The sequence below is a fragment of the Streptomyces sp. NPDC033845 genome, assembly GCF_055576225.1.
In genome coordinates this window covers 378,088-399,553 of the sequence record NZ_JBVIRI010000003.1, presented here as the reverse complement: position 1 = coordinate 399,553, position 21,466 = coordinate 378,088, and the positions used below count along the sequence as shown (strand labels likewise).

Genomic DNA, 21,466 nt, shown 5'->3' with positions numbered 1-21,466 from the left:
CCCCGGCGGCCCGCCCCGCCGCCCCCCACCCCCCCCCCCCAACACCCCCCCCCCCCCCCCCCCCGCCCCCCCCCCCCCCCCCCCCCCCCCCCCCCCCCACCGGCACATCCGATTGAGTTTCTCCCGCGGCGGGTCGCCGCAAACGGGAGAACGGGGGTGCCACACGTGCGGATCGGATTGCTGACCGACGGTGGTTCGAGGCTGTGGTGCGAGCGGCTCGTCCGCGGCCTCCCGCAACACGAGTTCGTGCTCTACGGACAGCCCGCCGCGGGCGGGGGCCCGGCAGCCGGGACCCCCGGCGCCGCCGGACCCGGACGGCACCGGGGCTACCGGCGCCGGGACCGGCGGGCCTTCCTGCCGGCCTACCGGGAACTGGTGACCGGGATCTGCGCCGCCGACTCAGGAGCCTTCGCCGCCGGCCTCTACAGCCTCGCCCGGCTCGCCCGCGAACAGGGGCCGCTGACGGCCGCACTGCGCTCCGAGGACGCCCTGCGGGCCCTGGAGGCCGGCTGCCGGGCCCCCGGCGCCGGGCGCACCCTGCAGACCGCCCGGGTCCCGGACCTGCTGACCGTCGCGGTGGAACTGGAGCGGGCCCTGCGGCCGCTCTCCGAGGACTGGTACGGGCGGCTCGCCACCGCGGACGTGGTGCACGCCTCCGCCGGCGGCCCGGCCGCCCTCCCCGGGCTCCTGGCCAAACGCTTCTGCGGAATCCCGCTGCTGCTCACCGAGCACGCCGTCCAGCTCCGCGCCCACTATCTGGGCCACCCCGGCCGGCCGGCCGCCGTCCGGGCGCTGCTGGGCTCCTTCCACTTCAGGCTGGCCACCGAGACCTACGCCCGGGCCGATCTGCTCACCCCCGGGAACGCCCACGCCCGGCGCTGGCAGCAGCGCTGCGGCGCCCCCCGCAACCGGCTGCGGACCGTCTACCCCGGCATGGAGGCGGACCGATTCGCCACCGTTGGCGAAGCCGTGGACCAGGGGGACCCCGGCACCGTCGTCTGGGTCGGCCGGATCGAACCGGCCAAGGACCTCATCGGACTGCTGCACGCCTTCGCCGAGGTCCGCCGCTCCGAGCCGGCCGCCCGGCTGCGGATCCTGGCCACCGGGGCACCGGCCACCCCCGAGGCCGCCGCTTATCTCGCCGACTGCCGGGCCCTGGCCGCCCAGCTGTTCCCCGACGAGGCCGCCGACACCCTCTCGGCGGGCGAGAACCCGGTCTCCTTCGAACGGGTCGGCGGACCGGACGTCCCCTCGCTCGCGGAGGCCTACGGATCCGGCCGGGTGGTCATCTCCTCCTCCGTGGTCGAGGGCTTCCCGATCACCCTGGCCGAGGCCATGTTCTGCGGCCGGGCCACCGTGTCCACGGACGTCGGCGCGGTCTTCGAAGTCATCGGCGGCACCGGGCTCGTGGTGCCGCCACGGAACCCCCGGGCCCTCGCGGAAGCCTGCGTCTCCCTGCTCCGCGACCCGGAACGGGCCGCCCGGCTGGGCGCCGCCGCCCGGGCCAGGGCGCTCGAACTGTTCACCGTCGAACAGAACGTGGCCGCCTTCCGGGGGATCTACCTGGACCTGATCGCCGGCGGGGCCGCCCAGGCCGCGCCCACGGAGGACGACGTGCCGTTCGCCATGCCCGCCGAGGCGCGGGTCCCCGGCCACTGGACCACCCCGACCTGGGCGGCGGTATGACCTCCCTGCACCTCGTCGGCCCCACCCCGCCCCGACCCGGCACCCCGGGCGGCGCCCAGGTCGCGCCGCGCAGCTCCGACCCGGCCCCGGTCTCGGTGCTGCCGGGCGCGCCGGAGGCGCCCGGGCCGGGCGGCGGAGGCCTGCCCGTCAACTGGCGCGGCGGGATCGCCCAGGGCTTCGCCCCGGAACCGCCCGCATCGTCTGCACCACCCGCACCGTCCGCATCGACGGCACCGCCGGTCTCCGCCGACGCGGCGGCTCCCGAACCCGACCCCGAGCCCGCCGCCACCCCGGCCCCGGCCGCCGGGGCGCAGGTGCGGCCGCGCGGGGGCGGGGATCCGGTCAAGGGGCTGGTGCGGCGCAACCGGGAACTGTGCGAGCGGGCCGTGGACCCGCTGGAGATCGCCGCCGGACTCGAAGCCCTCGGGGTCACCGACCGCACCGCCGCCCGGTTCCGCCACCGGGACGTGTTCTCGCTCGCCGAGGAGGTCTACGCCCGGGTGCCCCGGAGCCACACCCGGACCGGGGAACCCCCGGCCCGGGCCACCCGCCGGACCCTTCGGCTGCCGCGCGGCACCGGCTACGCGCTGGCCCCCGGAGCCCTGGTCCTCGCGCTCGGCCAGGCACCGCTCCCGGCCCCCGCCGCCGCCCTGCTCGCCGGGCTGCTGCTGGCCGCCGCCCTGGTGTGGCCCGGGCGCCCGCGCGGCCGGACCGGAGCGTCGGCCGTCGCCCATCTGGTCGCCGCCGCCGGTCTCGGCTACGCCGTCCACCGGCACGGCCCGGCCCTCGGAGCCGCCCTGGCGCTGGCCGTCGCCCCCGCCCACTGGACGGCCGCCGGCTACGCCGCCCGGGCCCGCCGCCGGCTGGCCGGGGCCCGCACCCTGGCCGAGTTCACCGCGGCCGTCCGCCCGCTGCCGGTCCTGGCCGCCGCCGTGCCCGCCGCGGCCGCGGTGCCGCTCGCCCTGGCGGTCGGGGCGGGCCCGGGCGCCGTGATCCCGCTGGTCCTGCTGCTGTTCCTGGCCCGGCTGTCGCTCCGGCACGGATCCGCGGGCCCGGCCGCCGCCGCCCTCGCGGCCGGTCTGCTGCCGGTGCCCGGGGCCGCCGCGGTGGCCGCCGCCGGGCTCCTCGTACACACCACCGTCGCCCTGTCCCGCGCATCCGCACACACCCGTGCCCGCGACACCCGTGCCACCAATGACAAGGAGAAGGACATGACCGGCCAGCCAACCAACCAAGGGGCCGCGCGATGAGGGTGCTGCTGATCGGAGCCAACGGATACCTCGGCCGCTACGTCGCCGACCGGCTGCTCGCCGACCCGGCGGTCCAGCTCACCGCCCTCGGCCGGGGGGACGACGCCGACGTCCGGTTCGACCTGGCGACCGGCAGCCCCGGCGCCCTCACCCGCTTCCTGGACGCCGTCCACCCCGGAGTGGTCGTCAACTGCGCCGGGGCCACCCGCGGCGGAGCCCGCGAACTGACCCGTCACAACACCGTGGCCGTCGCCACCATCTGCGAGTCGCTGCGCCGCAGCGGCTGCGGGGCCCGGCTGGTCCAGCTCGGCTGCGCCGCCGAGTACGGGCCCAGCCAGCCCGGGTCCAGCACGGCCGAGGACGCCGTCCCGAGACCGGGCGGCCCCTACGGCGTCAGCAAGCTGGCCGCCACCGAACTGGTCCTCGGCTCCGGACTGGACGCCGTCGTGCTGCGGGTGTTCTCGCCCGTGGGCCCCGGCACCCCGGCCGGCTCACCGCTCGGCCGGCTGGCCGAGGCCATGCGCCGGGCCATGCAGTCCGGGGACAGCGAGCTCAAGCTCAGCGGTCTCGGAGTGCAGCGCGACTTCGTCGACGTACGGGACGTGGCGCGGGCCGTGCACGCGGCCAGCCTGTCCGCCGCCCAGGGCGTGGTCAACATCGGCACCGGGCGGGCCGTCCGGCTCCGCGACGCGGCCTCCGTCCTGGCCCGGGTCGCCGGATACGGCGGCGCCCTGCACGAACTCGACGTCCCCGACCGGCCGCACGGCCACGGGCTGCCGCCCGGCCGGCACATCGGCATCGGCGCCCCCCGCTCCGAGTCCACCGCCGAACAGCTCGCCGCGGCCGCCTCGGCGGCACCCCCCTACCCGTATCCCGACGGCTGCGGTGCCTGGCAGCAGGCCGATGTCCGCACCGCCCGGGACCGGCTCGGCTGGCGGCCCCGGATCAACCTGGAGGAGTCCCTGGCGGACATCTGGATGGAGGCGGCGTGCCGCATCTGACCACCCCGCCGGGAGCCGCCCCGGCCGCCACCGAGGCCGGCCGGCTGGGCCTGGGGGTCCCCGGCTACGCCCATCCGCTGCTCGCCCCGGCCGAATGGGGGGAGCTGGCCCGGCCCGGCACCCCCCTGCACTGGGCCGTCCTCAACGTCACCGACGGCCCCGGGCAGCGGCCCGACCCGCACTGCGGCACGGCGGCCGTCCGGCTCCGCGAGGCGGGCGGCACCCTCCTCGGTCATCTCGCGATGCGAGACGGTGAACGCTCACTGGGCGAGCTGCTCTCGGATGCCCACCGCTACCGGGACTGGTACCGGGTGGGCGGGTTCTATCTGGCCGGGGCCCCCTCCGACCGGGCCGCCCTGGACGGTGTCCGCCGGCTGACGGACACCCTGCGGACCCTGGGGGAGGGCCTGCGGATCGTCCTCGGCCACGGCATCCACCCCTGCGAGGACTACACGGAGATCGGCGACCAACTGGTCACCTTCTCCGGCCGATGGGCGGACTACCGGTGGTCCCAGGTGGCGGAATGGACGGCCGACCATCCGCCCGAGCGGTTCTGCCACTTCGTCCACGGGGTGCCCCGGACCCATCTGGAGGAGGCCCTGCGGGTGGCCCGCTGGCAGGGCGCCGGAACCGTCTGGTTCACCGACCGCACGGACCGCGCCGACCGCCCGGGCCGCCCCACGGCGGCCGACCCCTGGGCCGGTATGCCCGGGTACTGGGACGAAATCGTCTCGCGGATCGGACCGGGTGTCTCGGAATGAAGAAGGGCGTGGCAGTGTTACGGGAAGAACCACCGTTCGACTCAACCTCTCCGGAGTCCCCGTGTCGCTGCCACCCCTGGTCGAGCCAGCTGCTGAGCTCACCGTTGACGAGGTCCGTCGGTACTCCCGTCACCTGATCATCCCGGATGTCGGGATGGACGGCCAGAAGCGCCTGAAGAACGCCAAGGTGCTGGCCGTGGGCGCGGGCGGCCTCGGCTCGCCCGCACTGATGTACCTGGCCGCGGCCGGCGTGGGCACGCTGGGCATCGTGGAGTTCGACGAGGTCGACGAGTCGAACCTGCAGCGCCAGATCATCCACAGCCAGGCGGACATCGGCCGCTCCAAGGCGGAGTCCGCCCGTGACTCGGTCAAGGGCATCAACCCGTACGTGAACGTGATCCTCCACGAAGAGCGGCTCGAAGCCGAGAACGTGATGGAGATCTTCAGCCAGTACGACCTGATCGTCGACGGCACCGACAACTTCGCCACCCGCTACCTGGTGAACGACGCCTGCGTGCTGCTGAACAAGCCGTACGTGTGGGGCTCGATCTACCGCTTCGACGGCCAGGCCTCGGTGTTCTGGTCCGAGCACGGCCCCTGCTACCGCTGCCTCTACCCGGAGCCCCCGCCGCCGGGCATGGTCCCCTCCTGCGCCGAGGGCGGCGTGCTGGGCGTGCTCTGCGCCTCCATCGGCTCCATCCAGGTCAACGAGGCCATCAAGCTGCTCGCCGGCATCGGCGAACCGCTGGTCGGCCGTCTGATGATCTACGACGCCCTGGAGATGCAGTACCGCCAGGTGAAGGTCCGCAAGGACCCCGACTGCGCGGTCTGCGGCGAGAACCCGACCGTCACCGAACTCATCGACTACGAGGCCTTCTGCGGCGTCGTGTCGGAGGAGGCCCAGGAGGCCGCCCTCGGTTCGACGATCACTCCCAAGCAGCTCAAGGAGTGGATCGACAACGAGGAGCCGATCGAGATCATCGACGTCCGCGAGGTCAACGAGTACGAGATCGTCTCGATCCCCGGCGCGAAGCTGATCCCCAAGGGCGAGTTCCTGATGGGCACCGCCCTCCAGGACCTGCCCCAGGACAAGCGGATCGTCCTGCACTGCAAGACGGGCGTCCGCAGCGCGGAGGTCCTCGCGGTGCTGAAGTCCGCCGGCTTCGCCGACGCGGTCCACGTCGGCGGCGGGGTCATCGGCTGGGTCAACCAGATCGAGCCGGACAAGCCGATCTACTAGGACACCGCCCGGAGGGGCCGTACCGCGCGGGACGCGGTACGGCCCCTCCGGCGTGCGCGGGGTCGGGCGTGCGCGGGGTCAGACGGCCGTGCAGACGGTCTCCGGGGAGGGCACCTTGCCGTCCAGCAGATAGGAGTTCACGGCCTTCTGGACGCAGGGGTCGCCGCTGTTGTACGCGCCGTGGCCCTCGCCCTTGTAGGTGAGCTCCACCCCGACGCCGGGGCCGAGGCGCTCCACCATCCTGCGGGCGCCCTCGTACGGGGTGGCCGGGTCGCCGGTGTTGCCGATCACCAGGATCGGGGCCGAGCCGGGGGCGCTGACGTCCGGGGTGTTCCAGGCGCCGGCCACCGGCCAGTCGGTGCAGCCCATCATGGCCCAGCCGAGGAAGTCCCCGAAGACGGGCGAGGCGGCCCGGAACTGCGGGAGCTTTGCCTTGGTCTGCTCCAAGGTGTACCGCTCCTTGGAGTCGGCGCAGTTGATGGCCGTGTTCGCCGCCCCGATGTTGCTGTAACTGCCGTCCTGGTTGCGGCCGTTGAGGGAGTCGGAGAGGGCCATCAGCAGCTGGCCCTGGCCGCCCTCCGCCTCGTCCAGCCCCTGCTCCAGCAGCGGCCACAGCTCCTTGGAGTACAGGGCCTGGGCGATGCCGTTGGTGGCGGCGGAGCGGGTCAGCATCCGGTCCCCGATCCCGGGGATGGGCTTGGCCTCCAGCCGCTTCTGCAGCTCGATGATGTTCTGCTCGATCTCCTCGGCGGTGCTGCCCTGGATCCGGCAGGCGTCACCCCGGTCCACACAGTCCTGGGCGAAGTTCCCGAGGGCCAGCTGGAACCCCTTGGCCTGGCCGAGGGCGCCCTGTTCGGCTGTCTGGGTGGGGTCCACCACGGCGTCGAACACCGCCCGGCCCACGTTGCCCGGGAACAGATGGGCGTACACCCCGCCCAGCTCGGTGCCGTAGCTGATCCCGAAGTAGTTCAGCTTCTCGTCGCCCAGGGCCCGGCGCAGGGCGTCCAGGTCGCGGGCGGCGTTCTCGGTGCCCACGTACGGCAGCACGGTCCCGGAACGCTTCTCGCAGGCCTGCTGGTAGCGGCGGATGCCCTCGACGTACTTCGCCTCCTCGGCCGGGGTGGCCGGGGTGTTGTCCTGGGCGTAGTAGGCGTCCAGCTCCTTGTCGCCCTCGCAGAGGACCGGGGCGCTGCGGCCCACCCCGCGCGGGTCGAAGCTGACCAGGTCGTACCGGTCGCGCAGGGCGGCGTACTCGGAGGCCGCGCCCGGCAGGGTGGTGATGCCGGAGCCGCCGGGGCCGCCGAAGTTGAAGACCAGGGAGCCGATCCGCTTGGCCTGGTCCTTGGCCCGGGCCCGGATCACGGCGAGCTCGATCTGCTCGCCCTCCGGTTCGGCGTAGTCCAGCGGGACCTTCAGGGTGGCGCACTCCCAGTCCTGGGACGGGGCCTGGCCGCCGCCCTCGGCGGGGGAGGGCGGCGGGCAGGCGTCCCATGCCAGTTTCTGGGCCGGCAGGGCCTGCCCGCTGGAGGTCCCGGTCGCGTTGCCGGTGTTCGGCCGGTCCTTGCTGTCGGAGCAGCCGGCCGTGCTGAGCAGGGCGGCGGCGAGGGCGGCGGCAGCGGTGGCCCGCAGGGCGTTTCTCGGCATGCCTCCCATCCTGTGGGTGAATCCCCGGGGCCGCCCCTGCCGTGAGCCGTTCGGGTCGGGGCGGGCCGGGCCGGTCCGTGGTGACCTGGAGGGTATGAACGGGAACGGGAACGCGCTCGGCATGGCGGAGGCGGCGGCACTGACCGGGATCACCCCGGCGGTGCTGCGCGGCCTCCATGTGGACGGTCTGCTGCCGGAGCCCTGTCACGGGCCGGACGGGGTCCGCCGGTACGGCTACCGGGACCTCACCGGGATCCTGTGGGCGCTGCGGCTGACCGCGCTGGGGCTGCCGCCGGCGGAGGTGCGGGCGGTCCTGGCCCCGGCCGGGGGAGCGGCGGCGGATCCGCTCGGCCGGCTGGCCGCGCTGGTGCGGGGCGGCCGGCCGGAGCCGGATCCGGGGCATCCGCTGGGTCCGGAGGTGGCGCGCCGGGAGGCCGCCGGGAGGCACCTGCTGGCCCTGCACCCCCGGCTGCGGGCGGAGCGGGAACGGCTGGCGGCGGAACTGGCGGAGCTGGCGGAGGCGGCGGCCGCCGATCCCCGGGTGGAACGGCTGGCCCACGACTGGTTCGTGCACCTGCGCTGTCTGGAGGCGGCGGAGCTGGCGGCCTGCTTCCCGGAGCCCGATTTCAGCGGCGGGTGCGCGGCGGACGCCCCGGCCGCCCCGGCCGCCGGGGAACCGCCGGAAACGGACGGCCGGGAGGGCCAGGGAGCCGGGGCCGGGTCCGGCGAGGTGTCGCCGGCCCAGGCCCGGGTCGCGGAGCTGTTGGGCGGGCTGCTGCTCCAGCGGCAGGGCTGAACCGGGGGCCGGGAGCCGGGAGCCGGGGCCGGCGCGCCGCACCGGCCAGGCTCAGCCACGGTCCAGCAGCTGCCGGGCGGCCGCCCGGCCGGTGGCCACACAGGCCGCCACGCCCACGCCCTCGTACGCCGCCCCGCACAGGGCCAGACCCGGCAGCTTGTCGGCCGCCTCCCGGATCCGGGCCACCCGCTCGCGGTGGCCCACCCCGTACTGCGGCAGGCCGCGGTCCCAGCGGGTGACCCGGGTGGCGACCGGTTCCCCCATCGGGCCGACCGCGTGGTGCAGTTCGGCGATCGCGCTGCGGACCAGCCGGCGGTCCGGGCGGTCCAGGAGGGCCTCCTCGCCGATCCGGCCGATCGAGGCGCGCAGCACGAAGGTCTCGGGGGCCGCCTCGCCCAGCCAGGACCACTTGTTGGAGAGGAAGGACGCGGCCTTGAGGGTGTGCCCGTCCACCGGGGGCACCAGGAAGCCGTTGCCCTCCGGGAGGAAGTGGGCCTGGGCCCGGGAGAAGGCCATGGTGATCACGGCGGTGGAGGCGTGCGCGATGGTGGACAGCTCGTACTCGGCAGCCGGCGAGTGCGGCCGCAGCAGTTCGGCGGCCGCGAAGGCGGGCAGGGCGAGGACCACGCCGTCCGCCTCCATGGTCAGCGGCCCGTCGGCGGTCATCGCCTGCACCCGCCAGCGGCCGGAGGGGGTGCGGTGCAGACCGCGGGCCGTGGTGCCGGTGAGGATCCGGGCCCCGCAGGCCCGGGCCACGGCCTGCGGGAAGCGTTCGGTGCCGCCCGCCACCCCCTGGACGGCGACCGCCGCCGAGCGCGGGGCGCCGGCCGCCCGGATCCGGCGCAGGGCCGGCAGCAGCGGGGTGCCCTGCTCGGCGAGGGCGGCGATCCGGGGGAGGGCGGCGCGCAGCGAGAGCCGGTCGGCGCGGCCGGCGTAGACCCCGCCGAGGAGCGGTTCGACGAGCCGGTCGACGGCCTCCTGCCCGAAGCGGGCGGCGAGGTAGGCGGTGACGGAGCAGTCGCCGGTGAGGGCGGTGGCCGGGAGGTGTTCCTCGGCGGCGACCCGGGCGATGCCCTCGGGGGAGAGCAGTCCGGTGCCTTCGAGGGCCGCCGGGTCGGTGGGCACGCCCATCACGTGTCCGGCCGGCAGTGGGCGCAGCGCCCCGTTGGTCCAGACGGTGGTGGGGGAGCGGGCGGGATCGCGGAGGGCGTCGCCGAGGCCGACGGCGGCGGCCAGTTCCACCGCCTCCGGGCGCAGGGCCATCAGGGATTCCGCGCCCTCGTCCACCGCGATGCCCGCGATGGTGCCGGTGCGGAGTTTGCCGCCGACCCGGTGGTGGCTTTCCAGGACGGTGACGTCGGCCCGTCCGCGCAGCTGCCAGGCGGCCGCGAGTCCGCTGATTCCGCCGCCCACCACGATCACTGAACGCATGCTGCACTCCTGAACAGATATGTCCCCTTACGGAACATATCGGGGGGTGGTGGACGGCCGCATCGTCCTTTCGGCCGGAGCCGTCAGCGCCGCCACCTCTTCCTGGTACGGGAAGCTGCCGGGCCGGTAACCGCAGTACGGATCGGCGGCGAGGTAGTCCCCGGTGGCCCCGTACGCCCGGGACCGGGAGCCCCCGCACACCGTGCGGAACTCGCACTCCCCGCACTTCCCGCGCAGCAGTGAGGGGTCCCGCAGGTCCTCGAACAGCGGCGAGTCCCGGTAGATCGCGGTCAGCGGGCGGTCCTTCACGTTCCCCGCCGACAGCGGCAGGAACCCGCTCGGATGGACCTCCCCGGTGTGCGAGACGAACACGAACCCGCGGCCCGAGGACACGTCCATCGGCGGCCGCCGCACGGCCCGCCGCTCTCCCTCGAACAGGCCGAGCTCCGCCGCGCGGGCGGTCAGCCGCCGGTACAGCGGGCCCAGCTCGGGGGTCTCCCCGCGGGCCTCCAGCACGGTCCGCTGGAGCGCCACCCGCCGGAAGTGGTGGCCCTCGGTGGTCTTGGTGGCGAACACCGCCCCGCAGTCGTAGAGGAAGTGCAGGACGTCCTCGGTCTCCTCGCAGCTCAGCGCGCCCAGCTGCTCGCCGCGCCCGGTGGGCACCAGCAGGAACCCGGACCAGAGCATCGCGCCCTCCCGGCGGACCAGGGCGGCGATGTCCGCGAGGTCCTCCAGGCTGCCGCGCGAGACGGTGGTGTTGATCTGCACCTTCAGACCGAGTGCGCGGGCCGCCCGCCAGCCGTCCAGGGTCCAGTCGAACACCCCGTCCACTCCGCGGAAGGCGTCGTGGCGGGTGGCGGTGGAGCCGTCCAGGGACAGCGACAGGGCCACCGCCCCGGCCTCGCGGACGGCGAGGAGGTTCTCCCGGGTCAGGGTGGGGGTGCCGGAGGGGGAGACCGCGACCCGCAGGCCGAGGGAGGTCCCGTAGGCGATCAGCTCGGTCAGGTCGGGCCGTTGGAAGGGGTCCCCGCCGGTGATCACGAACAGCGGGGAGGGGCGGCCGAACTCGGCGATCCGGTCCATCACCCGGCGGGCGTCCGCCCCGTCCAGCTCGTGCGGGTGCCGGGTGGTCACGGCCTCCGCCCGGCAGTGCAGACAGGCCAGCGGGCAGGCCCGGGTGGCCTCCCAGATGACGATGAAGGGCCGGTCGGCCACCGGGTGCCGGGGCCGCCGGACCACGCCGGTGGGCTTCACGAGACCCGCTCCCAGCCGCGCTTGTCGGGGCGGTTGGCGAGCTGCTTCGGGTTCCGGGCGCGGTAGACCACGTACGGGCGGAACAGGTACGCCACCGGGGCCGAGAACATGTGGACCAGCCGGGAGTAGGGGATCAGGGCGAACAGGGTGAACCCGAACAGGATGTGCAGCTTGAAGGCGAGCGGGGCGCCGGCCATCAGGTGGTAGTCGGGCTGGAGGGTGAACAGGCTGCGGAACCAGGGGGAGATGCCCTCCCGGTAGTTGTAGCCGCCGGTCTGCCCGGTGGAGTTGAGGACCGTCGCCGTCAGGCCGAGGACCAGGGCGCCCAGCAGGAAGGTGTACATCAGGTGGTCCGAGCGCAGGGTGGCCCGGCGCACCGCCGGCACCCTGAACCGGCGGTACACCAGGAGTGCGATGCCGGCGGCGGCGGCGAGGCCCGCGACCGCGCCGGTGGACACGGCCATCAGGTGGTAGGCGTGGTCGTCGAGCCCGACCGCGTCGGTCCAGCTCATCGGCACCAGCAGGCCGACCACATGGCCGAGGACCACGAACAGCATCCCGAAGTGGAACAGCGGGGAGCCGATCCGCAGCAGCCGGGACTCGTGCAGCTGGGAGGAGTGGGTGGTCCAGCCGAACCGGTCGAACCGGGCCCGCCAGACGGTGCCCGCGACCAGCAGGGCGACGGAGACGTACGGGAGCACGCCCCACAGGAGGAGGTCCATCAGGCCGTCTGCCTTTCCGGTGCTGCGGGTGCTGCGGGTGCGGTGCGGGGTGCGGTGGGCCACGGGAGGTCGGCCGGCATGTCCAGGCCCGGGCCGAAGGGCTCCAGGGCCGAGCCGGCGCCGACCAGTTCCTGCGGCGGGCCGAGCCGGGCGAGGGCCTTGGCCTCCGCCCTGGTCGCGGGGGAGGTGCCGGGCAGCGTGGTGCAGACCGCCTCCAGCACCCGGGCGTAGGGGCTGCCGGACTCGGTGAGCGCGAGCCGCAGCAGTTCCAGTCCGGCCCGGTGCTCCTGGAGCAGCTCGGTGCCGGCCTCCTCCCGCAGGGCGGCGAACTCCAGGGCCACCGGGAGGAAGTCGGGGAGTTCCTCGCCCGCGAACTCCAGGCCGAAGTCCCGGTAGATCCGCTTGAGGCGGACCAGGGAGAGCCCGCGCCGGCGGGTGTCCCCGTCCACCCACCAGGTCAGGTACAGGCAGCGCCGGTTGCGGGTGTCGAAGGTGCCGGTGTACTCGGCGCACAACTCGATCGGGCCGAGGGACTCGGCGTGGTCGAGGAACCCGCCGAGCAGTGCGGCCGGTTCGGCGGGCGCCCCGTCGAGGGCCGCCCGGAGCCGGGGGAGCTCGTCGTGGAAGTGGTCGCCCGGGTACTGCAGGACGCAGCCGGCGACCAGGCGGACCAAGCCATCGGGGTTCACGCGCTCCTCCTTCTGGTGGGACTCAGGTTGAGCATCACCCGGGGTTCGGCGACCGCCCCGACGGGGCATTCGGAGTCCAGCGGGTGGGTGTCGGCCAGGGACTCGGCGTCGGCACGGGCCGCCGTCGGGATCACGAACCGGTCCTCCTGCTTGGCGACGGCCAGCAGCCGGAACATGTCCTCCATCTCAGCCCCGGTCAGTCCGACGGCGCGGGCGACGGACTCGTCCCGTTCCTCGCCGAGGTTGATCCGCCGCATGTAGGACCGCATGGCCGCCATCCGGCGCAGCACCGCCTCCACCGCATGGGTGTCGCCGGCGGTGAGGATCGCGGCCAGGTACTCGACCGGGATGCGCAGGGCGTCGATGGCCCCGAACAGGTTCCCGGCGTCCTCGCCGTCGCTGCCGGTGGCGGCGACCGCCTCGACCACCGGGGAGAGCGGCGGGACGTACCAGACCATCGGCATGGTCCGGTACTCCGGGTGCAGCGGGAGGGCCACCTGGTAGGTGGCGATCAGGTCGTGGACCGGGGAGCGGCGGGCCGCCTCCAGCCACTCCTCGGTGATGCCGTCGCGCCGGGCGGCGGCGGCCACCGCCGGGTCGTGCGGGTCGAGGAAGGCCTCCAGCTGGGCCGGGTAGAGGTCCTGTTCGTCCTCCACCGAGGCGGCCTCGGCGACCTTGTCGGCGTCGTAGAGCATCACGCCCAGGTAGCGCATCCGGCCCACGCAGGTCTCGGAGCAGACGGTGGGCATGCCGACCTCGATGCGCGGGAAGCAGAAGGTGCACTTCTCGGCCTTGCCGGTGTGGTGGTTGAAGTAGACCTTCTTGTACGGGCATCCGGTGACGCACATCCGCCAGCCGCGGCAGGTGTCCTGGTCGACCAGGACGATCCCGTCCTCCTCGCGCTTGTACATGGCGCCGGAGGGGCAGGAGGAGACGCAGGCCGGGTTCAGGCAGTGCTCGCAGACCCGCGGCAGGTAGAACATGAAGCTCTGCTCGAACTCGAAGCGGATCTTCTCGCCGACCTGCTCGCGGACCTTCTCCACCATCGGGTCCCGGGGCCCGTGCTCGGGGGCGCCGCCGAGGTTGTCGTCCCAGTTCGGGCCCCACTCGACCTTGTCGATGGGTTCGCCGGTGATCTGGGAGACGGGCCGGGCGGTGGGGAGGTCGTCGCCGGCCGGGGCCTCGGTGAGGTTCTTGTACTCGTAGGTCCACGGCTGGTAGTAGTCGTCCAGCTCCGGGAGGTCCGGGTTGGCGAAGAGGGTCCCCAGCTTCTTCAGCCGGCCGCCGGCCTTCAGCCGGAGCCGGCCGGAGCGGGTGCGCTCCCAGCCGCCCTTCCACTTCTCCTGGTCCTCCCAGCGGCGCGGGTAGCCCTGGCCGGGGAGGGTCTCGACGTTGTTGAACCAGACGTACTCGGTGCCCTGCCGGTTGGTCCACGCCTGCTTGCAGGTGACCGAGCAGGTGTGGCAGCCGATGCACTTGTCGAGGTTCATGACCATCGCGATCTGTGCCATCACGCGCATGCGGATCAGTACTCCACCTTCTGGTCGCGGCGCCGGATGACCGTCACCTCGTCGCGCTGGTTCCCGGTCGGGCCGAGGTAGTTGAAGGCCCAGGTCAGCTGGGCGTAACCGCCCACCAGATGGGTCGGTTTGAGCATCACCCGGGTCAGCGAGTTGTGGATGCCGCCGCGGCGACCGGTCTTCTCGGTGCGGGGGACGCCGACGGTCCGCTCCTGGGCGTGGTTCATGTAGACCGTGCCGGGCGGCATCTTGTGCGAGACGATCGCCCGGGCGGTGACCACCCCGTTGCGGTTGACGGCCTCGATCCAGTCGTTGTCCGCGACCCCGATGGACGCGGCGTCCTGCGGGGAGATCCAGACGGTCTGACCGCCGCGGCCCAGGGTCATCATGTAGAGGTTGTCCTGGTACTGGCTGTGGATCGCCCACTTGTTGTGCGGGGTGAGGTAGCGGACGGCCACCGTCCGGCCCTCCTCCACCTGCCCGAGCCTGGGCTCCCCGTACAGCCGGTGCATGTCCAGCGGCGGCTTGTAGACGGGGAGGGACTCGCCGACCTCGTGCAGCCAGTCGTGGTCCAGGAAGAAGTGCTGCCGGCCGGTGAGGGTGTGCCAGGGCTTGAGGTGCTCGGTGTTCACCGTGAACGCCGTGTACCGGCGGCCGCCGGACTCGCTGCCCGACCACTCCGGGGAGGTGATCACTGGGACCGGGCGGGCCTGGGTGTCGGCGAAGCTGATCCGCTTGCCCTCGGCCTCGGCCGCCAGGTGCGCCATCTCGGTGCCGACCTTCTTCTCCAGGGTCTCGAACCCCTGGGTGGCCAGCCGGCCGTTGCTGGTCCCGGACAGCGACAGGATCGCCTCGCAGGCCCGCTGCGCGGTGTCCAGCCGGGGCCGGCCGTCGGCGACCCCGCCGCGGACCGTGCCGTTCTTCGCCCCGAGGTAGGCCACCTCCTCGCCGACCTCGAAGGTGATCGCCTTGGTGGTGACGCCCAGCGAGTCCACCAGCGGGCCGAGCGCCGCGAACTTCTCGCCGACCGCCCCGTAGTCCCGCTCCACCACGGCCAGGTTGTACATGGTCCGGCCGGGTACGGGCTCGCACTCGCCCTTCGACCAGTCCAGCGCGACCCCGCCCGGCTGGGCCATCTCCCCGCCCGGGGTGTCGTGCTGGAGCGCGGTGGCCACCAGGTCCCTGCGTACGCCCAGGTGCTCCCCGGCGAGCTCGCCGAACCGGCGGGCCAGCCCGAGGAAGGCGTCGTAGTCGGACCGGGCCTGCCAGGGCGGGTCCACCGCCGGGGTGAAGGCGTGCAGGAAGGGGTGCATGTCGGTGGAGGACAGGTCGTGCTTCTCGTACCAGGTGGCCGCCGGGAACACCACGTCGGACAGCAGGGTGGTGGAGGTCATCCGGAAGTCCATGGACATCAGCAGGTCGAGCTTGCCCGCCACGTCCTCCTCCCGGTACGCCACGTCCCGGGGGGTGCAGCGGGGGCCGTCCTCGGGCAGGTTGGAGTGGGTGCCCAGCAGGTGCTTGAGGAAGTACTCGTTGCCCTTGGAGCTGGAGCCCAGCAGGTTGGCCCGCCAGACGTTCAGCACCCGCGGCCAGTTGCCGGGTGCGTCCGGGTCCTCTCCGGCGAACCCGAGGGTGCCGGCCTTGAGTTCGGCGACCGCGTCGGCCACCGGGTCGGCGGAGGAGCCGAGGTCGAGCGGGTTCCGGTCGAAGGTCGGATAGGAGGGCATCCAGCCCATCCGGGTGGCGGCGGCCAGGCAGTCGGCGCCGGTCATCCCCTCGAAGGCGCCGGTGGCCAGCGGGGAGGCGAGGGCCTCGGCGGGCAGGGTGTCGTACCGCCACTGGTCGGTGTGCAGGTAGAACCAGGCGGCGCCGATCATCTGGCGGGGCGGCCGGGACCAGTCGGAGGCGGCGGCCAGGGTGGCCCAGCCGGTGACCGGGCGGCACTTCTCCTGGCCCACGTAGTGGCCCCAGCCGCCGCCGTTGCGGCCCTGGCAGCCGGTCAGCGTCAGCAGGGCGAGGAAGGCCCGGTAGATGGTCTCGGAGTGGAACCAGTGGTTGGTGCCGGCCCCCATCAGGATCATGCAGCGGCCGCCGGACTTCTCCGCGGTCTCCGCGAACTCCCGCGCCACCCGGGCCGCCTGCGCGGCCGGCACCGAGGTCAGGGACTCCTGCCAGCCGGGGGTGCCGGGCTGGGAGGCGTCCTCGTAGCCGGCCGGCCACTCGCCGGGCAGGCCCTCGCGGCCCACCCCGTACTGGGCGAGCATCAGGTCGAACACGGTGGTGACCAGCCGGTCGCCGAGCCGGCGGACCGGGACCCCGCGGACCACCGTGCCGCGCTCGTCGTCCTCGAACCGGGGCAGCACGATCTCGGCGGTCTCCCCCTCGGAGAGGAGGGTGAGCCGGGGCACGGTGTCCCCGAGGTCCAGGTTCCACTCGGGGGTCTCGTTGCTGCCCCAGCGGTGTCCGAGGGTGCCGTTCGGGACCACCGGCTCGCCGCTCGCGTCGTCGATCAGGACGGTCTTCCAGCGCGCGTTCTCGGTGTCCTGCCCCAGGTCGGCGGCGGTGACGAACTTGCCCGGCACCAGCCCGTGCCCGGTCTCCTTCAGGGAGACCAGGAACGGCAGGTCGGTGTACCTGCGCACGTAGTCGGTGAAGAACGGGGTCTGCCGCTCGACGAAGAACTCCTTCAGGATCACGTGCCCCATGGCCAGGGCCAGCGCCCCGTCGGTGCCCGGGTGCGGGTGCATCCACTCGTCGGCGAACTTGGTGTTGTCCGCGAAGTCGGGGGAGACCGTGACCACCTTCTGGCCGCGGTAGCGGGCCTCGGCCATCCAGTGGGCGTCCGGGGTCCGGGTCACGGGGACGTTGGAGCCCCACATCATCAGATAGGCCGCGTCCCACCAGTCGCCCGACTCCGGGACGTCGGTCTGGTCGCCGAACACCTGCGGGGAGGCCACCGGGAGGTCGGCGTACCAGTCGTAGAACGACAGCATCGGCGCGCCGATCAGCGAGTGGAAGCGGGCCCCGGCCGCGTGCGAGGCCATCGACATCGCCGGGATCGGGGAGAACCCCGCCACCCGGTCCGGCCCGTGCTCCTTGATGGTGTGCACGTGCGCGGCGGCGACGATCTCGGTCGCCTCCCGCCAGTCCGCCCGCACCAGCCCGCCCTTGCCGCGGGCCCGCTGGTAGCGGCGCCGCCGCTCCGGGTCGGCCTGGATGTCCGCCCAGGCCAGCACCGGGTCGCCCAGCCGTTCCTTCGCCTCCCGGTACATCTCCAGCAGCGCCCCGCGCACCAGCGGGTAGCGGACCCGGGTGGGGGAGTAGGAGTACCAGGAGAAGGAGGCGCCGCGGGGGCAGCCGCGCGGCTCGTACTCGGGCCGGTCCGGGCCCACCGAGGGGTAGTCGGTGGCCTGGGTCTCCCAGGTGATGATGCCGTCCTTGACGTACACCTTCCACCGGCAGGAGCCGGTGCAGTTCACCCCGTGGGTGGAGTAGACGACCTTGTCGTGGCTCCAGCGGTCCCGGTAGAAGGCCTCGCCGGCCCGCCCGCCCGTGTGGTGCGCGCTCCGCAGGTCCTCGGAGACCTCGGCGCGGGTGAAGTAGCTCCCCGCCTTGATCAGATGCTCCTGCAACGCGACCCTCCAGGCCATCGGAAAGAGAAATCCCTGTATGACCGTATGCCTGGCAAATGTCCGCAACCGATGACAAAGGTCCCCACCAGGGGTGACCAACAGCCGGAGTTTCCCGGGCCGATCGGGTGCGATCCTGGGAAGGTCAACTCCCCGCTGACGGGAGGCGGATCACGCGGAGAGCGCGGAGAGCGCGGAGAGCGCGGAGGCGGCGGCCATGGCGAAGAAGCGCGGCGGGCCGTCCCGCTGGCTGCCGGACCAGCACGGGGCCTGGGCGATGCTCGCGGTGCCCTTCCTGACCGGCACCTTCCTCGGCACCCCCCGCTGGGCCCATCTGCCGCTGTTCGCCGCCTGGCTGCTCGGCTACATCGCCGTCTTCCACGGACAGCAGTGGCTGCGGCTGCGCCGGCTCTCCCGCAACCCGAAGGCCGCCGCCCGGCACGTCCGGCCCGCCCTGGTCTTCGGGGCGGCCTTCGCCGCCCTCGGCGTCCCGCTCGCCCTGCTCCACCCCTGGCTGCTGCTCGCGGCGGCCGCCGCAGTGCCGTTCCTGGCGGTGAACACGTACCACGCCCGGATCAACCGGGAGCGGGCCCTGGCCAACGGGCTGGCGGCGGTGGTCCCGGCCTGCGGGATGCTGCTGGTCGCCCTGCACCTGGGCGGCGGCGGGATCCGCGCCGGCCTCGCCCCCGCGCTGGCCTGCCTGCTCTACTTCGGCGGCACCGTCCCGTACGTCAAGACCATGATCCGCGAGCGGAACTCCCGCGCCCACTACCGGGCCTCGGTGGCCTGCCACGCCGCCGCGCTGGCGGTCGCCGGCTGGCTGTCGCCCTGGCTGGCGATCCCCTTCGCCCTCTACCTCGCCCGGGCCGCCGCCCTCCCCGGGCGTGGCCTGAAGGTGCCGGTGGTCGGCGCCGTCGAGGTGGCCGGATCGGCACTCCTCCTGGGCACCCTGCTGGCCGTCGGCTGAGACCGCCCCGGCTCAGATCGCTTCCTTGCGGGTCAGGTAGTTGAACGACAGCCAGCCCGGCAGGACCGGCAGCCAGAAGGTCATCAGCCGGAACAGCAGGACCGCGGAGAGAGCGATCTCCTTCTCCAGCCCTGCCGCGATCAGACCCAGCGTCAAGGTGGTCTCCACCGCGCCCACACCACCGGGGGTCGGCGCCGCCGAGCCCAGTGCGTTGCCCGCGAGGAACACCACCGCGATGCTCGCCAGCGACACCATCTCGCCGCCGCCGAACGCCCGGATCGAGGCGTCCAGGCACATCACGAAGCAGCCGGTGAGCAGCAGCATCCCGCCGATGCCGGTCAGCAGCTTCTGCGGCCGCTGGAGGATGTCCAGCATGCGCGGCACCACCCCGGCGAACAGCGCCCGCACCCGGGTGGCCACGAACTTCCGCATGAACGGGATCGCCGTCACCACCAGCACCAGCACCGCGACCGTCAGCAGGCCCGCGATGACGGTCCGGGACGGGGTCATCTCCTGGGTGTTCTCGGTCCCGGTCAGATAGCCGAAGGACAGCAGCAGCACGATGTGGCTGGCCAGCCCGAACAGCTGCGAGGCCCCCACACTGGCCACCGCCAGCCCCGGCCGGACCCCGGCCCGCTGGAGGAACCGGGTGTTCAGCGCCACCCCGCCGATCGCGGCGGGCGCCACCAGCTTCACGAAGGAGCCGGCCACCTGCGCGCACACGGTCCGCAGGAACGGCACCCGCTCCGGCACGAACCCCAGCAGGCTCATCGCCGCCGCGAAGTAGCTCAGCGCGGAGAACGCGAGCGCCGCGCCCACCCACCCCCACTGGGCCTCGGCGACGATCGTCCCGAACTCCACATGGGTCAGCTGCGACAGCAGGAAGTACGCGGCGAACGCGCCCGCGATGAACGACACCAGGGTGCGCGGCCGGATCCGCTCCAGCCGGGCCGGCTCCACCGGGGCCTGCGGACGGATCAGCAGCACCTGGCGGCGGATCTGACTGAGCAGGTCCTCCTCCCGGGCCTCGTCCTCCGCCACGTCCAGGGCCTTCTTCTCGGCCCTCTTCTCCGCCTTGGACTCGGCCTTCGCGGACTTCGGCGACTCCCGGGCCGCCGACTCGGCCGCCCGGGCCGCCTCCCGCTCGGCCTTCGCCAGCCGCGAGGACTCCAGGACCGCGTCCCGCTCCCGCTGCGACCGCTCCCGGGCCAGCCGGCGCAGCGTGGCCCGGGTGGACCGGCTGAGCGCGATCGGCTGGAGCAGCGGCAGACAGTCCGCGACCGCGTCCGGGCCCAGCACCGACACCGCCGAGGCCACCGCCCGCTCCGCGCCCACCCGCAGACCCAGGGTGGTGAGCAGCTGGGCGATGTCCATCCGCAGCACCAGGTCGCCGGCCGCGATCTCGCCGCCGCGCAGATCCGTCAGGATCACCGTGCCGGAACGATCCACCACCAAGGCGTCCCCGGTGAGCCGCCGGTGCGCGATCCGCCGCGACTGGAGGGCCCGGACCTGCTCCCAGGCGTTCCGGGCCAGCTCGTCGGTGATGTCCTCGTCGGCCAGCGAGTCCATGCTCCGGCCGCCCAGGTGCTCGTACACCAGCATCACGGCGTCCGGGCCCAGCTCGGAGGTGGCGATCAGCTTGGGCGCGTTGGCCCCGGCGGCGATCGCCGCGTACGCCAGCAGGGCCTCCTGCTCCAGGGCCTGCCGCAGCGACTGGAGACTGCGGCGGGTGGTGATCCCGCGCAGCGTGACCCGGCGCCACACCCGGTAGAAGAAGCCCTGGGCCTGCTGCTCCCGGTCCACGACGGTGACGTCCAGTGGCGGGCCGTCCTCCAGGGTCACGTGGTAGCGGCGGCCCCGGTCGCCCTGCTCGGATCCCTCGGTGCCGTCCGCGGACTCCGCGCGCATGGCGCTGACCGGCTGGAAGCCGACCCGGCGCAGACCGGCGAGCAGGTTCTGTCCGGTGGGCCGGACATTGGGGGAGCCGACCGCGTAGAGGGTGCCGTAGGCGACGCTCCAGCCGATCAGCACGGTCAGGATGATCGAGAACGGGGTGGTGTAGCCGGTGACCAGCATGGCGAACGCGTCCAGCAGCAGCACCAGCCACAGGGCCACCCGCCAGCGGGGCCGCCGGGTCATCCCCACGGCGGTCATGTACGCGATCACGGGCGCGAGATAGCCGTGCACCGGATCGGTGAGGGCCGCGCCGGCCCCGGTGGCCCGGGTCAGCGCCTCCTGGATGGTGTCGGGGGCGGCCCGGGACACCCACAGGTCGGTGGCGAGGGTGACCCCGTGGGCGAGGACGGCGGCGAGCACCCCGTCGGCGATCCGCAGACCGTCGCGTTTGATCAGGCGCTCGATGGCGAAGGCGACCGGGACCAGCAGCACCGCGATGCTGCCGACCAGCCCGGCCACCTTGATCAGCATCGGCGGGGCCTGGTCGGTACCGGCGCTGATGTCCGCCTCCAGGCCGGCGGCGGTGCCGTGCGCGAAGGCGGCGATGCCGAGCACCAGGGCGATGCCGAGCAGGCCGATCAGCAGCCGGACCAGGTCCGAGGGCCGGTGCACACGGGCGGCGAGCAGCGGTTCGTCGACCTCGACGGTGTCGGCGGCGGTGTGCCCGTACGGCAGCCCGTCACCGCCGCCGACGGACCCGGCCGCGGTCTCGGCCCCGGGCGCGGCCGGGCCGTCCCCTGTCGTCGCCTCCCGCGCGTCACGCGTGTCCCGCGCGGGCGCGCCGCGTCGCGCGTCGCGCTCCGCGTCCGCGTCGTCAGGAGGGCTCGCACCCCGTTCGTTCCCCGTCACTGCCGTCTCTTCTTGATCACGTATCACCGGTCACCGCCCGGACGATGGTGGCACGGACCGGCGGCGGGGCG

Annotated in this window: 15 protein-coding genes; 7 read left to right on the top strand and 8 right to left on the bottom strand. The window is 73.9% G+C overall.

The annotated features are described in order from the left end of the window. The first annotated feature begins 165 nt into the window (after positions 1–165). The 5 genes from ACZ50K_RS08840 to moeZ all read left to right on the top strand — a co-directional run bounded on the left by ACZ50K_RS08840 (position 166) and on the right by moeZ (position 5,938). Positions 166–1,686: a glycosyltransferase gene (locus ACZ50K_RS08840; protein WP_468899355.1), complete on the top strand. Its 1,521-nt coding sequence runs from the start codon at positions 166–168 to the stop codon at positions 1,684–1,686. Next, entirely contained in the window at positions 1,683–2,936 is a 1,254-nt protein-coding gene (locus ACZ50K_RS08835; RefSeq protein ID WP_468899353.1) for a hypothetical protein, read from the top strand. Before ACZ50K_RS08840 ends, ACZ50K_RS08835 begins: the two co-directional genes overlap by 4 nt. Continuing rightward, positions 2,933–3,937, top strand: a complete 1,005-nt coding sequence (locus ACZ50K_RS08830; RefSeq protein WP_468899351.1) for an NAD-dependent epimerase/dehydratase — start codon at positions 2,933–2,935, stop codon at positions 3,935–3,937. The genes ACZ50K_RS08835 and ACZ50K_RS08830 overlap by 4 nt, the downstream gene beginning before the upstream one ends. After that, positions 3,925–4,698, top strand: a complete 774-nt coding sequence (locus ACZ50K_RS08825; RefSeq protein WP_468899349.1) for a spherulation-specific family 4 protein — start codon at positions 3,925–3,927, stop codon at positions 4,696–4,698. Before ACZ50K_RS08830 ends, ACZ50K_RS08825 begins: the two co-directional genes overlap by 13 nt. Positions 4,699–4,759: 61 nt before the next feature. Then, entirely contained in the window at positions 4,760–5,938 is a 1,179-nt protein-coding gene (gene moeZ, locus ACZ50K_RS08820) for an adenylyltransferase/sulfurtransferase MoeZ (RefSeq protein WP_468899346.1), read from the top strand. Between the two features lie 78 nt (positions 5,939–6,016). Here moeZ and ACZ50K_RS08815 read toward each other — a convergent pair whose 3' ends face one another. After that, complete coding sequence (locus tag ACZ50K_RS08815) at positions 6,017–7,582, bottom strand: alpha/beta hydrolase (RefSeq protein ID WP_468899344.1); 1,566 nt, start codon at positions 7,580–7,582, stop codon at positions 6,017–6,019. Positions 7,583–7,676: 94 nt separating this feature from the next. Here ACZ50K_RS08815 and ACZ50K_RS08810 point away from each other — a divergent pair, with 94 nt between their 5' ends. Next, entirely contained in the window at positions 7,677–8,378 is a 702-nt protein-coding gene (locus ACZ50K_RS08810; protein ID WP_468899341.1) for a helix-turn-helix domain-containing protein, read from the top strand. 51 nt (positions 8,379–8,429) lie between these two features. Here the strand turns inward: ACZ50K_RS08810 and hemG are convergent, their stop codons facing one another. From hemG to ACZ50K_RS08780, 6 genes are read right to left on the bottom strand one after another with little or no spacing between them, the layout of a single operon-like run. After that, the gene (gene hemG, locus ACZ50K_RS08805; RefSeq protein WP_468899338.1) at positions 8,430–9,809 is read right to left on the bottom strand and encodes a protoporphyrinogen oxidase; all 1,380 of its coding nucleotides are present in this window, start codon (positions 9,807–9,809) and stop codon (positions 8,430–8,432) included. Between the two features lie 27 nt (positions 9,810–9,836). Next, complete coding sequence (locus ACZ50K_RS08800; RefSeq protein WP_468899336.1) at positions 9,837–11,063, bottom strand: TIGR04053 family radical SAM/SPASM domain-containing protein; 1,227 nt, start codon at positions 11,061–11,063, stop codon at positions 9,837–9,839. After that, positions 11,060–11,785, bottom strand: coding sequence for a respiratory nitrate reductase subunit gamma (gene narI / locus ACZ50K_RS08795; protein WP_468899334.1), 726 nt, complete (start codon positions 11,783–11,785; stop codon positions 11,060–11,062). The genes ACZ50K_RS08800 and narI overlap by 4 nt, the downstream gene beginning before the upstream one ends. Continuing rightward, positions 11,785–12,474: a nitrate reductase molybdenum cofactor assembly chaperone gene (narJ, locus tag ACZ50K_RS08790; RefSeq protein ID WP_468899331.1), complete on the bottom strand. Its 690-nt coding sequence runs from the start codon at positions 12,472–12,474 to the stop codon at positions 11,785–11,787. Before narJ ends, narI begins: the two co-directional genes overlap by 1 nt. Then, on the bottom strand, positions 12,471–13,994 hold the full coding sequence (gene narH / locus ACZ50K_RS08785) for a nitrate reductase subunit beta (protein WP_468899329.1): 1,524 nt from the start codon (positions 13,992–13,994) through the stop codon (positions 12,471–12,473). The genes narJ and narH overlap by 4 nt, the downstream gene beginning before the upstream one ends. A gap of 5 nt (positions 13,995–13,999) precedes the next feature. Beyond that, positions 14,000–17,644 carry a nitrate reductase subunit alpha gene (locus ACZ50K_RS08780; RefSeq protein WP_468899327.1) on the bottom strand — a complete coding sequence of 1,215 codons (3,645 nt, stop codon included), beginning with the start codon at positions 17,642–17,644 and terminating at the stop codon, positions 14,000–14,002. A 196-nt stretch (positions 17,645–17,840) separates the two neighbouring features. Between ACZ50K_RS08780 and ACZ50K_RS08775 the strand changes: the two genes are divergently transcribed. Next, the gene (locus ACZ50K_RS08775) at positions 17,841–18,590 is read left to right on the top strand and encodes a YwiC-like family protein (RefSeq protein ID WP_468899324.1); all 750 of its coding nucleotides are present in this window, start codon (positions 17,841–17,843) and stop codon (positions 18,588–18,590) included. 12 nt (positions 18,591–18,602) lie between these two features. Here the strand turns inward: ACZ50K_RS08775 and ACZ50K_RS08770 are convergent, their stop codons facing one another. Next, the gene (locus ACZ50K_RS08770) at positions 18,603–21,395 is read right to left on the bottom strand and encodes a lysylphosphatidylglycerol synthase transmembrane domain-containing protein (RefSeq protein WP_468899322.1); all 2,793 of its coding nucleotides are present in this window, start codon (positions 21,393–21,395) and stop codon (positions 18,603–18,605) included. Positions 21,396–21,466: the final 71 nt, after the last annotated feature.